This is a genomic window from Aeromicrobium sp. Leaf291, assembly GCF_001423365.1.
GTDB lineage: Bacteria > Actinomycetota > Actinomycetes > Propionibacteriales > Nocardioidaceae > Aeromicrobium.
In genome coordinates, this window is sequence record NZ_LMNM01000003.1 from 62,783 (window position 1) to 76,371 (window position 13,589).

General features: G+C 73.7%; 11 protein-coding genes. 4 read left to right on the forward strand and 7 right to left on the reverse strand.

Annotation, left to right across the window (positions count from 1 at the left end; all coding sequences use genetic code 11):
* Positions 1–10: 10 nt before the first annotated feature.
* Entirely contained in the window at positions 11–895 is an 885-nt protein-coding gene (locus tag ASF35_RS14045) for an oxygenase MpaB family protein (protein WP_055968760.1), read from the reverse strand.
* Positions 896–1,024: 129 nt separating this feature from the next.
* Between ASF35_RS14045 and ASF35_RS14050 the strand changes: the two genes are divergently transcribed.
* Positions 1,025–1,648, forward strand: a complete 624-nt coding sequence (locus ASF35_RS14050) for a TetR/AcrR family transcriptional regulator (protein ID WP_055968762.1) — start codon at positions 1,025–1,027, stop codon at positions 1,646–1,648.
* A gap of 132 nt (positions 1,649–1,780) precedes the next feature.
* On the opposite strand, the gene ASF35_RS14055 is transcribed toward ASF35_RS14050, so the two are convergent.
* From ASF35_RS14055 to ASF35_RS14070, 4 genes are all read right to left on the reverse strand, one after another.
* The gene (locus ASF35_RS14055; RefSeq protein WP_055968763.1) at positions 1,781–2,737 is read right to left on the reverse strand and encodes an alpha/beta hydrolase; all 957 of its coding nucleotides are present in this window, start codon (positions 2,735–2,737) and stop codon (positions 1,781–1,783) included.
* A gap of 20 nt (positions 2,738–2,757) precedes the next feature.
* Complete coding sequence (locus ASF35_RS14060) at positions 2,758–4,452, reverse strand: DEAD/DEAH box helicase (protein WP_055968767.1); 1,695 nt, start codon at positions 4,450–4,452, stop codon at positions 2,758–2,760.
* Positions 4,445–4,726, reverse strand: a complete 282-nt coding sequence (locus tag ASF35_RS14065; protein ID WP_235492853.1) for a DUF3039 domain-containing protein — start codon at positions 4,724–4,726, stop codon at positions 4,445–4,447. Before ASF35_RS14065 ends, ASF35_RS14060 begins: the two co-directional genes overlap by 8 nt.
* A gap of 79 nt (positions 4,727–4,805) precedes the next feature.
* Complete coding sequence (locus ASF35_RS14070; RefSeq protein ID WP_055968771.1) at positions 4,806–5,366, reverse strand: YqgE/AlgH family protein; 561 nt, start codon at positions 5,364–5,366, stop codon at positions 4,806–4,808.
* Positions 5,367–5,383: 17 nt separating this feature from the next.
* Between ASF35_RS14070 and ASF35_RS18375 the strand changes: the two genes are divergently transcribed.
* Entirely contained in the window at positions 5,384–6,223 is an 840-nt protein-coding gene (locus ASF35_RS18375) for a MerR family transcriptional regulator (RefSeq protein WP_055968774.1), read from the forward strand.
* A gap of 90 nt (positions 6,224–6,313) precedes the next feature.
* On the opposite strand, the gene ASF35_RS14080 is transcribed toward ASF35_RS18375, so the two are convergent.
* Positions 6,314–6,844, reverse strand: a complete 531-nt coding sequence (locus tag ASF35_RS14080) for a hypothetical protein (protein WP_055968776.1) — start codon at positions 6,842–6,844, stop codon at positions 6,314–6,316.
* Between the two features lie 136 nt (positions 6,845–6,980).
* Here ASF35_RS14080 and ASF35_RS14085 point away from each other — a divergent pair, with 136 nt between their 5' ends.
* Positions 6,981–7,643, forward strand: coding sequence for a TetR/AcrR family transcriptional regulator (locus ASF35_RS14085; RefSeq protein WP_055968778.1), 663 nt, complete (start codon positions 6,981–6,983; stop codon positions 7,641–7,643).
* A 48-nt stretch (positions 7,644–7,691) separates the two neighbouring features.
* On the opposite strand, the gene ASF35_RS14090 is transcribed toward ASF35_RS14085, so the two are convergent.
* The gene (locus ASF35_RS14090; RefSeq protein WP_055968780.1) at positions 7,692–8,732 is read right to left on the reverse strand and encodes a DUF3048 domain-containing protein; all 1,041 of its coding nucleotides are present in this window, start codon (positions 8,730–8,732) and stop codon (positions 7,692–7,694) included.
* An 88-nt stretch (positions 8,733–8,820) separates the two neighbouring features.
* On the opposite strand from ASF35_RS14090, the gene ASF35_RS14095 reads away from it, so the two are divergent.
* Complete coding sequence (locus ASF35_RS14095) at positions 8,821–13,584, forward strand: ATP-dependent helicase (protein WP_235499161.1); 4,764 nt, start codon at positions 8,821–8,823, stop codon at positions 13,582–13,584.
* Positions 13,585–13,589: the final 5 nt, after the last annotated feature.

Consider the following 13,589-nt stretch of genomic DNA (forward strand, 5'->3'; position numbering starts at 1 on the left):
GGACGCGCCGTCAGGCCACGTCGGCCGGCATCGACGACGGGAACGTGCCGAGCCGCTCGACCATGAACCCGCCGGGATAGCTGCGGATGCGGTGCGACCGGCGCGGGTCGTAGGGCCGGCGACGCGGTGGCAGCAGGCGCACGACCCTCCCCCGCAGACGCAGGGACCGCCGAGCGAGACCTTGCACCCAGCGCGGGGGGTCGGGGTAGCCGAACGCGCGCCTCAGCGGCGCGTCGAGGAGCGCCACGGCGAAGACCCGCATGACGCGCCTCAGCGGCCGGGGGTAGAAGTCGGCGAAGAGCGCCAACGTCGAGTCGGCGACGGCCCGGCCCCCCGGGTCGAAGGCGAAGTGCCTGGACTCGTACTCGTCCATGTGCCGCTCGAAGCCGGCGAGGTCCTCGGGCATCCCGGTGATCCCCATGAGGCGTCCCAGCCGGCGGTAGTACTGCACGGCCGCGACCTTCTCGGTCTCGGTCAGGGGACGCCAGCCGAACTCCTCGATCCAGCGCACGGGAGCGACGACGAAGGTGCAGAGCACGTACAGCATGTCGTCGTTGGCGATGTCGTAGCTGCCATGCATCTGGTTCATCCGACGGATCGCCGCACGCCCCTGCGGATTCTCCAGACCGTCCTCGAGCACGGTCTCGAGCACGATCACCGTGTCGTCGTGGCGCTTCTGGGTGCGCTCGGTGAACTCCTCCGTGGCGCCGAGGAGTCGGCCGATGCTGGGGACGGCGTACGTGCGGAACAGCGCGAAGCTGAGCGCCTGCTGGATGTCCCACGGGAACTCGTGGTGTCCCGTGATGCGCGAGATGTCCTCGTAGTCGGTCGTCGGGTCGAGCGACTCGATGCGCTCGACCCAGTGGTCGCGGGGCAGCAGGCCTGGGATCCGCATCGCTCGATCTCCGTCCGGCGGTGGGGTGGGTCGCGTCACTCTTGTTGGCGCGGCGCCAACAATGCCACCGCTCGGGCGCGCCGTCAACGCCCGAGCACTCCGGCGGCCCGTCGTGGCAGGCTTCGTCGCGTGACGACGACTCCCGAGGGACCACGCTGGCAACGGCTCGGCGCCGACCAGCGACGGTCGGAGATCCTCGCCGCGGCCACCACCGCCTTCGCGGCACGGCCCTACCCCGACGTGTCCCTGGCGGGCATCGCCCGCGACGCGGGCGTGGCGCGGGGACTCATCAACCACTACTTCGGCACCAAGCGCGACCTCTACCTCGAGGTGGTGCGCGAGGCCGCCACCGTGCCGTCGGTGGCCGTGGAGTCCCTGCCCGAGGGCACCGTGCACGAGCGGATCGACGCCGCGGTGACCTGGTACGTCGACTCCCTCGAGGCGGCCGGCACCACTTGGATCGCCGCGGCCGACGCCCACGGCCTGGGCCGCGACCCCGCCCTGGAGCAGATCCTCGACGAGGCGGAGGGGGCCACCGTCGACCGCGTGCTCGAGGCGGTCGGACTCACCCCGGGCGGCGCGCCCCAGGAGCTCCTGCGGGCCCTCGTCCGCACCTACGGGAACCTGGCGCGCTCGGCTGCGCGCGAGTGGCTCCTCCAGGGCACGCTCGACCGCGCACAGGTGCACGTGCTGCTCCGCGCCACGCTGGTGACGATCGTCGACGAGGTCGTGCCCACCGTGCTCGACGCCTGAGCGGCCGCGCGCCGTCGGAGGTAGGGGACGCACCGATCCCGGCCCTGATGAGGTGCGAGACCTACCTGGGGTCCGTCGGTTCGGTGCCCTACCTACCTCTGACGTGTCGAGCCCGTCCCGACGCGGGCGCGCTCAGAGCACGTCGCGCAGGAACGCCGACGTCGCCTGCACCGCGTCGGCGGCCGACGGACTCACGCCCGGCAGGCTGATGAAGCCGTGCAGCGCCTCGGGGAACTCCTGGAGCACCACGTGCACGCCCTGCTCCCCCAGCTGGGCCGCGTAGCGGCGACCGTTGTCGGCCAGCGGGTCGTGCCCGGCCACCAGCACCAGCGTCGACGGCAGCCCTGCGTGCGACGCGGCGCGGATGGGTGACACGCGCCAGTCCAGCGTGCCGTACTGGTCGCCGAGGTAGCGCCGCACGAAGCCACGCATGTTCGACGAGGTGAGGACGGGCGCGTCGGCGAACTCGTCCTCGCTCGGCCACCGGTCGTACGCCTCCACCCCGGGGTAGACCAGCACCTCGGCGCGCAGACGCGGCGCGCCGGCGTCCCGGGCCATCAGCGCGACCGTCGCCGCGAGGCCACCACCGGCGCTGTCGCCCATCACGGCCACCCGCTCGGGATCGACGTCGAGCTCCTCGGCGTGCTCGACGACCCACTGCAGCGCCGCCCACGCGTCGTCGACGCCGGCGGGGAACGGGTGCTCCGGTGCCAGCCGGTAGTCGAACGACAGCACCACGGCGCCCGTCCGTGCCGCCACGCGGCTCGCGAACCACGCCGACTGCTCGGGGTTGCCCTGCACCCAGCCGCCGCCGTGGAGGTTGAGCACCACCGGCGGCGCGGTCGTGGCGGCCGGACCCCCGACGAGCCGGTGCTGCAGGAACCGGCGCGGACGGCCGTCGACGTCGACCAGGTGCTCGGTCGTGCGCACCGCGGGGTCGGCGGTGCCGAAGAGCCAGCGCCCGACGGGCGAGCGCTGGAGCCTTAGCCGCTGCTCACGCCGCTGCGCGAAGTCGTCGACCTCCTCGATCGGGGTCGACGACAGACGTTCGAGGACGCCGAACACGCGGGTCACCAGAGGCAGGGTCATGGGGCCACGCTACGGCGCGCTCAGCCCGACGCCCGGAGAGCCCAGCTGCGCAGCAGGTCGACGCGCTGCTGCAGCTGCTCGACGGTGGCCAGCGCGGCGGCCGGTCCGCCGGCCTGCGACCTGAGCTGCGCGTGGGTGACGCCGTGGGGCTGCCCGGTGCGCCGGTGCCAGGCACCGACCAGGCCGTTCAGCTCGCGCCGCAGCTCGCTGCGCTTCTCGTGGGCGACGTCGGCGGCGGTGCGCGACGCCGCTGCCCGCGGAGCCGACGCGTGCTTGGACCGCTTCGCGCGCAGCAGCTCGGCGACCTGGTCGGCCTCCAGCAGACCGGGGATGCCGAGGAAGTCGAGGTCGTCGTCGTCCAGGGAGTCCGAGACAGCACCGGCGTACTCGCCGCCGTCGAAGAGCACGCGGTCGAAGTCGGCCTCGCTGCCGAGCGCCTGGTAGGTCCCCTGCTCCAGCTCGGCCGACGCCGACTCCCCTGCCTGGGCGCGGGCCAGCATCTCGGCCTCGGCGGCGAAGAGGTCACCCTCGTCCTTGACCGGACGGCCGACCACGTGGTCGCGCTCGGCCTCGAGGTCGGCGGCCAGACCGAGCAGGCCGGCGACGCTCGGCAGGAAGATCGACGCCGTCTCGCCCCGGCGGCGTGCTCGCACGAAGCGTCCGACGGCCTGGGCGAAGTACAGGGGCGTGGCGACCGTGGTGGCGTACACGCCGACGGCCAGACGAGGGATGTCGACACCCTCGCTGACCATGCGCACCGCGACCAGCCACGGCGACATCGACGCCGAGAACTCGGCGATCCGGGCGCTGGCGCCCGCCTCGTCCGAGAGCACCACGGTGGGGACCTCGCCGGTGATGTCGGCCAGGAGCCTGGCGTACGCACGGGCCGAGTCCTGGTCCGTCGCGATCACGAGCCCGCCGGCGTCGGCGATGTCGCGCCGGACCTCCATCAGCCGCCGGTGCGCGGCACGCAGCACCGTGGGCATCCAGGAGCCCTCCGGATCGAGGGCGGTGCGCAGGGCCTGCGCGGTCGCGTCCTTCGTGAGCGGCTCGCCCAGCCGTGCGGCGACCTCGTCGCCGGCGCGCGTGCGCCAGTGCATCTGCCCCGAGTAGGCCATGAACAGCACCGGCCTGACCACGCCGTCGCGGAGCGCGCGACCGTAGCCGTAGGCGTAGTCGGCCACGCTCTGCTTCGTGCCGTCGCGCTGCGGGGCGTAGGTGACGAACGGGATGGGGTTGTCGTCGGAGCGGAACGGGGTCCCGGTGAGCGAGAGGCGCCGGGTGGCTCCCTCACAGGCCTCCTGCACCGCGTCGCCCCACGAGAGGGCGTCGGCGGCGTGGTGGACCTCGTCGAGGATGACGAGCGTCTTGCGCGCGTCGATGCGCACGCGGTGGCCGTTGGGGTTGACCGCGAGCCCGGCGTAGGTGACGCAGTACCCGTCGAACCCCGGCGGCATGGCACCGGCGAGCGCCGGCTCGAGCCGGATGCCGAGTCCCGACGCCGCCAGCGCCCACTGGGTCTTCAGGTGGTCGGTCGGGGTGACGACGACGATGCGCTCGACGACACCGCGGTGCATGAGGTCCGCCGCGATCGTGAGGGCGAACGTGGTCTTGCCGGCGCCCGGCGTGGCGACCGTGAGGAAGTCGCGCGGTTGCGTGCGCGTGTAGAGGTCGAACGCGTCACGCTGCCAGGCCCGGAGACGCTGGCTAGGCATCGGAGCCGGAGTCGCCTTCGCCGCCGGGCTGCATGCCGTCCCAGATCTCCTTGCACTCCGGGCACACCGGGAAGCGCTGCGGGTCCCGGCTGGGGGTCCAGACCTTGCCGCACAGGGCGATGCAGGGGGTCCCCATGACCATGGCCTCGGTCAGCGTGTCCTTCGGGACGTAGTGGCTGAAGCGCTCGTGGTCACCGTCCTCGAGGCGCTCGTCGCCACGCTGGTCGGTGCGCTCGTCTTGGACCGTCTGGGTGCCGCTGCCGAAGAATCCCACGTCGCACATCGTAACGGCTCCGCCACGACGTCGAGGCCCCCCACGCGCCAGCGGTGGCCCCTGCACCCGACCCCGCAGGTCAGTTGCTGGAGGGGTCGTCCGGGAACGTGGCCCAGAAGCGGACGTCGTCGTCCTGACGACGCAGCACCTCGCGCCAGAGCGTCTCGGGCACCGGCGAGAGCACGTCGTCGTCGCGCGCCTCGACCACGAGCCAGGAACCCTCGGCCGTCTCGTCCTCGAGCTGGCCCGGCCCCCATCCCGCGTACCCGGCGAAGACCCGCAGCCCTCGCAGGCTGCCCTCCCGGGGCAGCGGGCCGTCGAGGTCGACCAGTCCGACCCGACCCGCCATGGGTCGCCACCCCTGCGGAGGCGTCGGCCCGACGTCGGCCACGGCTCGCACGCCGACCGCCAACGCCGAGTCGGTGGCCACGGGGCCACCCTCGAAGAGACAGTCCGGGGCGTTCACGGCCCGCCCCCAGGCGGGGAGCACGTCCTCGACGTCGGCGTCGAGCGGATGGTTGAGGATCACGCCCAGCGCGCCGCCGTCGTCGTGGTCCAGCAGCAGCACGACGCTGCGCAGGAACGGACCCGACTCGATGGCCGGGGTGGCCACCAGCAGCTGACCGCGCAGCGACTCCATGCCTCTATGATGCCCGCATGCCTGCGCCGGAGGACGGAACCGGGCCCGCCGACGCCGACGGGTCGCCGCTGACGGCCGTCTCCGAGACGCCCGGACCCGACGAGGAGTTCACGGTCGACGAGCTCGCGGCCCGCGCGAACATGACGGTCCGCAACGTGCGTGCCTACGCCGCTCGCGGTCTCATCGACCCGCCGCGCCTGGAGGGCCGCACCGGCTACTACCACCGCGGGCACCTGCAGCGCCTCCAGCTGGTGCGTGACCTGCTCGACCGTGGCTACACGCTGGCGGCCGTCGAGAAGGCGGTGCTCTCGAGCCCCGCGACGGCCACCGCCACCGCGCTCGACCTGCTGCACCTGCTCGACGAGCCGTGGAGCGACGTCGAGCCCGAGCTCATGAGCCGCGACGCCCTCGCCGCGCTGGCCCACGTCGACCGCGACGACGCACTCATCGACGCGCTCGTGGAGTTCGGCCTCGCCGCGTGGGTCGAGGACGACCACGAGTCGGTGCGCCTGATCCAGCCGGCCATCGTGCGCAACGGCGCCGCCGCCGTGGCCCTGGGGCTGCCCGCCAACGACATCATCGCGCTGTTCCCCCTGATGCAGAAGAACCTGCGCGCGATCGCCGACGCGTTCGTCTCCAACGCGGTCGCGGCGATCGCCCAGCCCTTCATCGACCACGGACTTCCGGCCGACGAGGCGCCGGAGGTGCTGGGCGCCATCGAGAAGCTGCTGCCGGTCGCGAGCCAGGTGACCTACGCGATGTTCCGCCACGCGCTGGCGGAGGCGATCGACGCGGAGATCGGCACCCAGCTCGACGAGGTCGGCCTGCGCGGCCGCGAGCGACGCACGCGTCACTGACGTCGTCCACGACGGCGCCGCGCCGGGGAAATCACCCCGCCCGCGCTGGAGGGAGGGAACGCGCGGGCGAGGTGACGTGCGGGGACCTGCTCAGGCCGCGAGGGCGTTGCGCAGGCGGGTGATGAAGGCGCTGGTGCGGTTCTCCGAGCCCCCGTGCAGCGGAGGCATCGACTCCACGCTGGGGTACTCGACCTGCTCACGGGCCCGCGAGACGAGGTGCTCGCCCTGGCCGACCAGGTCGGGGTGCCAGCTGGAGATGCCGGCCGAGACCGCGAGCAGCGCGCGCTCCTTGGCGAAGGCCTTGGCCAGCTCCGGCCGGTCACGGTGGGCGTCGAGCAGCGCACGCGCGCCGGGCATCTCGGCGGCGCAGGCCACCCAGGCCTCCACGGCCACGGTCGCCGGCGAGTCGCCCTCGAGGACCGTGCGGTCGAGCTCGCCGCTGAGGCGCTGGTACCAGGCCATCTGGACGTCGAAGAGCAGGGAGAGGTCGTCACCGAACGCGACGCGCGCGTCGGGGACCGCGTCGAGCAGCTGGTCGGCGGTGTCGTGGCGCCGGCGATCGGCCAGGGCCAGGACCTCGCGGAGGGCGGACTTGCGACGGTTGTAGGCATCCCAGGTCATGGAGGTGCTCCTTTCGGGGGACCGTCGTGCGAGGGAACATACCCTCGGTACGTACTTTGAGTATGTTGTATCGGCGCAGGTCAGGCAATCCCAGCGGTTGTGAGGCTCACCACCCCCCGTGCGTAGGATGGATCGCATGAGCAGCCCCGCGAAGGTGCAGAAGAAGGTGCTCCGCGCCGCCCGGAGCACGACCCGCCGCACCGGCTACTCCTCGAGCACGAAGCGTGCGCTCCTCGACAACGCCACGCAGCTGTTCGCCGCCCACGGGTACGCCGGCACGTCGCTCGACGAGGTCGTCGCCGCGGCCCGCGTCACCAAGGGCGCGCTCTACCACCACTTCCCCAGCAAGCTCGCGCTCTTCGAGAGCGTCTTCGACCGCCTCCAGGAGTCGGCCACGCGCGCCATCGAGAAGCGCATCGACACCGTCGACGACCCGTGGGAGCGCGCCCAGATCGGGCTCGAGGGCTTCCTCGAGGTCTGCCGCGAGCCGCAGTTCCGCCGGATCTGCCTTCAGGAGGGCCCGGTCGCCCTGGGCCACGAGCGCTGGGTGGTCGCCGAGCGTGCCGCGTCGTTCGGCATCGTCAAGCGCACCGTCGACGCCCTCCTCGACGACCTCGGAGGCGCCGGCGAGCTGAGCGAGGCCTACGCCGCGATCTTCTTCGGCGCGATCCGGTCGAGCTCGGAGTACGTGGCCGACGCCGAGGACGCCGACCAGGCCGCGGCCGAGGTGCAGGCCTCCATCAGCGGGATCCTCGCGGGCATGCGGCTGCTGCCCTCGCTCGCCGATCCCCCGGCCTGACCAGCCCGAGCCTTCTCCCCCGGCCCGTCGACGGGCGCGGTGTCGGGCTCAGCCGACGTCGAGCGCGCCGTCGCCCTCGGGGACGAGCTCGATCCACGTCTTGCCGGGCGTGACCCGCACGGGCGTGCCGTCCTTCGCCTCGAACGTGATCGTGGAGTCGTTGGACTTCTTCGTCCACGTGGTCTCGAGGGCACCGTCGGCCGTGAGCAGCACGGCGCGGCCCGAGCCCTTCATCTTCGTCTCGGGCACGGGGTTGCCGGCCGGGTCGGTGTAGCCGGCGTCGCCGACGTCGGCGAACATCACGACGAGCGTGTCGGCCTTGAACTCCTTGGCGGCGTGCCCGTTGGTGCGCACCCAGGTGTCACCGTCGCGCTTCCACTGCGTGGTCGAGAAGGGCGAGAAGCGCACCGACGCGGTGGAGGCGGGCGTGGGCTTCGGCGCTGCGGAGGCGGACGACTCGGGCGCGGCGGACTCCTCGGCTGCCTCGGACCCCTTCACCGGGGTCCAGGGGAGGTAGGGGCCGGGGATCGGGGCGACCTTGGCCGCCTTGTCGAGACGCTGCAGGTCGATCAGTCGGTTGTACGGCCGCACCTTGGCCGGGTCGCTGCTGAAGCCGGCAGCGCCCTCGTCCTCGGAGAAGACGGTGATGCCGGCCTTCTTGACCTTGCGGATCGTCCCGGAGGCACCACCGGAGGCCACGATCTGGCCGGCCACGGGAGCGGCGATGCCGATGTCGGTGGCGCGCATGGAGCGCACGTGCCCGACCTGGTCGGGCAGCTCGGAGTAGTAGAGGGCCGCGAGCCGCGTGAGTCCCCCCTCCACGAGCTCCTCGACGACCAGGTCGGCCTTGTCCAGCGCCACCTGGGGTGCGCCGTTGGCGGTGTTCTCGATCTTCACGACGAAGACCGGGTTGTCCGGCGGCCCGTCCGGCAGGGCCTCGCCGGTGACCGGCGAGACCTGGACGAGCTTCGCCCCGGCACCCTTGGAGGCCTCGGGCTCCGCCTTGGGCTCGGAGTCGGACGAGCAGGCGGCGAGCACGAGGCTCGCGGCGACGGCAGGGACCAGCACGGCGACACGACGCGACAGCATGCCGCCAGCATGCCGCACGCCGGACGCCCTCCGCGGGACCGGGGCCGCACGACGCGCAGGTGTCGGCGGTGGCTGCCACGATGGACCGGTGTCCGACCCGTCGAGCGCCCCTGCACCGGGGAGCGATCCACTCAGCACGGTCGCGCCTGCCACGCGGGAGTGGTTCGAGGGTGCGTTCTCCGCCCCCACGCCGGCGCAGGCCGAGGCCTGGGCGGGCATCGCCGAGCGCAAGAACGTCCTCGTCGTGGCGCCCACGGGCTCGGGCAAGACCCTCGCGGCGTTCCTGTCCGCGATCGACCGGCTGCTGCACGAGCCGACGCCCGAGAAGGAGCGTCGGACCCGCGTCCTGTACATCTCGCCGCTCAAGGCGCTCGCGGTCGACGTCGAGCGCAACCTGCGCTCGCCCCTCGTCGGCATCACGCAGGTGGCGGCGCGCCGCGGCGACACGTTCTCCGACGTCCGCGTCGGCGTGCGCTCGGGCGACACGTCGGCACGTGACCGCCGCTCGCTGGTCACCAGTCCCCCCGACATCCTCATCACCACCCCCGAGTCGCTCTTCCTCATGCTCACGTCGGCGGCGCGCGAGACCCTGCACGGCGTCGACACGGTGATCATCGACGAGATCCACGCCGTGGCGGGCACCAAGCGCGGCGCCCACCTGGCCCTGTCGCTGGAGCGGCTCGACGACCTGCTCGACGAGCCGGCCCGGCGGGTCGGGCTCAGCGCCACGGTCCGCCCGCACGACGAGGTCGCCCGGTTCCTCGGCGGACGGGCGCCGGTGCACGTCGTGGCGCCACCGTCACCGTCGCGCCTCGAGCTCGACGTCGTGGTGCCGCTCGACGACATGACCGAGCTGTCCCGGCCCCCGTCGACCGACGCCGACGAGGTCGTGCGCGACGAGGGTTCCGGGGCACGCTCGATCAGCGACCCTCTGCAGGACGACAACGGCGGCAGCATCTGGCCGTTCATCGAGCACGACGTGGTCGAGCGCATCCTGTCGGTCCGCTCGACGATCGTGTTCTGCAACTCGCGTGGTCAGGCCGAGCGGCTCACCGCCCATCTCAACGAGCTGTGGTCCGACCGCGAGGCCAGGTCCGAGACCTCCGGCGGCAGCCGACTCCCGCCCGCCTCGGTCGGCGGGGTCAGCGGCACCACCTCGGGCCGCGGCAGCGTCGACTCCCGCGACCCCGACGACGTCGGCGCCCTGGCCCGCGCGCACCACGGCTCGGTCAGCAAGGAGCAGCGAGCGCTCATCGAGGACGACCTCAAGTCCGGTCGGCTGCGGTGCGTCGTGGCCACGTCGAGCCTCGAGCTGGGCATCGACATGGGCGCCGTCGACCTCGTCGTGCAGATGTCCACGCCGCCGTCGGTGGCCAGCGGGCTGCAGCGGGTCGGCCGCGCCGGCCACCAGGTGGGCGAGGTCTCCCGTGGCCTCGTCTACCCCACCACCCGACACGACCTCGTGGGCGCGGCCGTCACGGCCGAGCGGATGCGCGAGGGTGCCATCGAACGGTTGTCGGTGCCCGCCAACCCGCTCGACGTGCTGGCCCAGCAGACGGTGGCCGCCTGCGCGCTGGAGCCGCTCGAGGTCGAGGCCTGGTTCGACGTCGTCCGTCGCTCGGCCCCGTTCGCCGCGCTCCCCCGCTCGGCCTACGAGGCCACGCTCGACCTGCTCGCCGGTCGCTACCCCTCCGACCGCTTCGCCGAGCTGAGGCCCCGCGTCGTGTGGGACCGCGACGCCGGCACCATCACCGGCCGTCCCGGCGCCCAGCGCCTCGCCGTCACGAGCGGCGGGACCATCCCCGACCGCGGCCTGTTCGCCGTGGTGCTGGCCGACGGCGTCGACGAGGGGCCGTCGAAGCGGGTCGGCGAGCTCGACGAGGAGATGGTCTACGAGTCGCGGGTCGGCGACGTGTTCGCGCTCGGCGCCACGAGCTGGCGCATCCAGGAGATCACCCACGACCGGGTGATCGTCACCCCGGCGTTCGGCGAGCCGGCTCGGCTCCCCTTCTGGCGTGGCGACGCCGCCGGGAGGCCGGCCGAGCTGGGCGAGGCCATCGGCGCCTTCGTGCGTCGGGTCAGCGAGGGCACGGCTCCCGAGCACCTCGACGAGCGGGCCCGGTTCAACCTGATGGCCTTCCTCGACGAGCAGCGCGAGGCCATGCCCACGCTGCCCACCGACCGCACGCTCGTGGTCGAGCGCTTCCACGACGAGCTCGGCGACTGGCGCGTCGTGCTGCACTCCCCCTACGGACGACGCGTGCACGCGCCCTGGGCGCTCGTCGTCGCGGCCCGGGTGCTCGAGCGGTACGGCGTCGACGGGTCCGTGGTCGCCACCGACGACGGCATCGTGGCCCGCATCCCCGACACCTCCTCGCCCTGGGCGCCCGACGACGCCACGTCCGGCCCCGGCGGGGGTTCCGGGCCGTGGGCGGAGAACGGCACCGACGTGCCCGGGGCCGACCTCTTCGTCCTCGACGTCGACGACCTCGAGCGCGTGGTCACGGCCGAGGTGGGCGGGTCCGCGCTGTTCGCGTCGCGGTTCCGCGAGTGCGCGGCGCGCGCCCTGCTGCTGCCTCGACGCAACCCCGGCGCACGCGCCCCGCTCTGGCAGCAGCGCCAGCGCGCGGCCCAGCTGCTCGACGTCGCGCGTGAGCACCCGGACTTCCCGATCCTGCTCGAGACGGCGCGGGAGTGCCTGCAGGACGTCTACGACCTGCCTGCCCTGACCACGCTCGCCGATCGGGTGGCGCAGCAGGAGGTGCGGATCGTGGAGGTCGAGACCTCGACCGCCTCCCCGTTCGCCCGCACGCTGCTGTTCGGCTACGTGGCCACGTTCCTGTACGAGGGCGACACGCCTCTCGCGGAGCGGCGAGCAGCCGCGCTCTCCCTCGACCCCACGCTCCTGTCGGAGCTGCTGGGCCGGGCCGAGCTCCGCGAGCTGCTCGACCCCGAGGTGCTCGAGCGCACCGAGGCCGAGCTGCAGCGGCTCGCCGACGACCGCCGCCTCAAGGGCACCGAGGGTGCCGCCGACCTGCTGCGCCTGCTGGGCCCGCTCACCACTGCGGAGGTCGACGCCCGCCTGGTCGACGACGCCGTCCCCGCGCTCAAGGAGCTCCAGGACGCGCGGCGCGTGGTCGAGCTGCCGGTGGCGGGCGAGCCGCGCTGGGTGGTGGTCGAGGACGCCGGCCGTCTGCGCGACGCGCTGGGCGTGGTGGTGCCGCTGGGCATCCCCGACGCCCTCCTGCAGCAGGTGGCCGACCCGCTGGGTGACCTCGTCTCTCGGTACGCCCGCACCCACGGTCCGTTCACGGCCGAGGAGGTGGCCACACGGTTCGGGCTCGGCCGTGCCGTGGTCCTCGACGTCCTCTCCCGCCTCACCCGCGACGACCGGCTCGTCGAGGGCGAGTTCCGCCCCGGCGCGTCGGGCACCGAGCACGTCGACGTCGAGGTGCTGCGTCGCCTGCGCAGCCGCTCGCTCGCCGCTGCCCGCCAGCAGATCGAGCCGGTCGACCCGCGCACGTTCGCCCGCTTCCTCCCGTCGTGGCAGGAGGTCGGTGGGTCGTTGCGCGGACTCGACGGCGTGCTCACCGTCGTCGACCAGCTCGCCGGCGTGCCGCTGCCCGCGTCGGCCTGGGAGTCGCTCGTGCTCCCCAGCCGGGTGCGCGACTACTCCCCCGCCCAGCTCGACGAGCTGCTCGGGGCGGGCGAGGTCGTGTGGACCGGCGCCGGCACGCTCGCCGGGAGCGACGGCTGGGTGCAGCTGCACCCTGCCGACCTCGTGCTGCCGGCCCGCCGCGACCCGGTCGAGCCCGACGCGCTCGGCCTGCGTCTGCTGGAGCTCCTCGACGACGGCGGCGCGTACCTCTTCCGCCAGCTCACGCAGGCGCTGGCGGCCGACGAGAAGCCCCCGGGCGACGACGCCGTCGTCGAGGCGCTGTGGCAGCTCGTCTGGTCCGGTCGCGTCGCGGGCGACTCCTACGCGCCGGTGCGTGCGCGCCTCGGCGGCCGCGGCGCGCACCGCTCGCGTGGCGGCTCCACCCCGCGCGCTCGGGTGAGGGCGCGACGCGGCATGGCGGCCTCGCCCCGGGCCGCACGCCTCGGCCCGCCGATCGCCTCGGGCCGATGGTTCGCCGTCGAGCGGCCGGGCGACGACCCCCAGCAGCAGGCGGCGCTGCAGGTCGCGCGCACCGAGGCGCTCGTGGCTCGGCACGGCGTGGTCACGCGCGGTGCCGTCGTGGCGGAGCAGACGCCCGGTGGGTTCGCCGGGGCCTACCGCGTGCTGCGCGAGCTGGAGCAGAACGGCTCGGTGCTGCGCGGCTACTACATCGACTCCCTCGGCGCGGCGCAGTTCGCGTCGGTGGCGACCGTCGACCGGATGCGCACGTTCGAGCGTCCCGACGACGAGCGTGCCGACGTCGACGCGGTGGTGCTGGCCGCCACCGACCCGGCCCAGCCGTTCGGGGCCGCCCTGCCGTGGCCCGCCATCATCGACCCCGCCGACGACCTGAAGCACCGCCCCGCCCGCAAGGCCGGCGCGCTGGTCGCGCTGCACGACGGCCGTGCGGTGCTGTACGTCGAGCGCGGCGGGCGCTCGTGCCTCGCGTTCACCGACGACGCCGACGTGCTCGCCCGCGCCGCCCACGCCCTCGCGGCTCTCGGCCGCTCCGGCCGCATCCCCCGCCTCACCGTGGAGTCGGTCAACGGCCGCCCGTCCGGCTCCAGCCCCACCGGCGAGGCGCTGCTGGCCGCGGGCTTCGAGCGCCACCCGAAGGGCCTGCGACTCGACCTGCGACGCGGCAGCGACACCGCCCGCCGGTCGCCGTCGGCCGGACGGTCCAGCCATGCCTGAAGGGG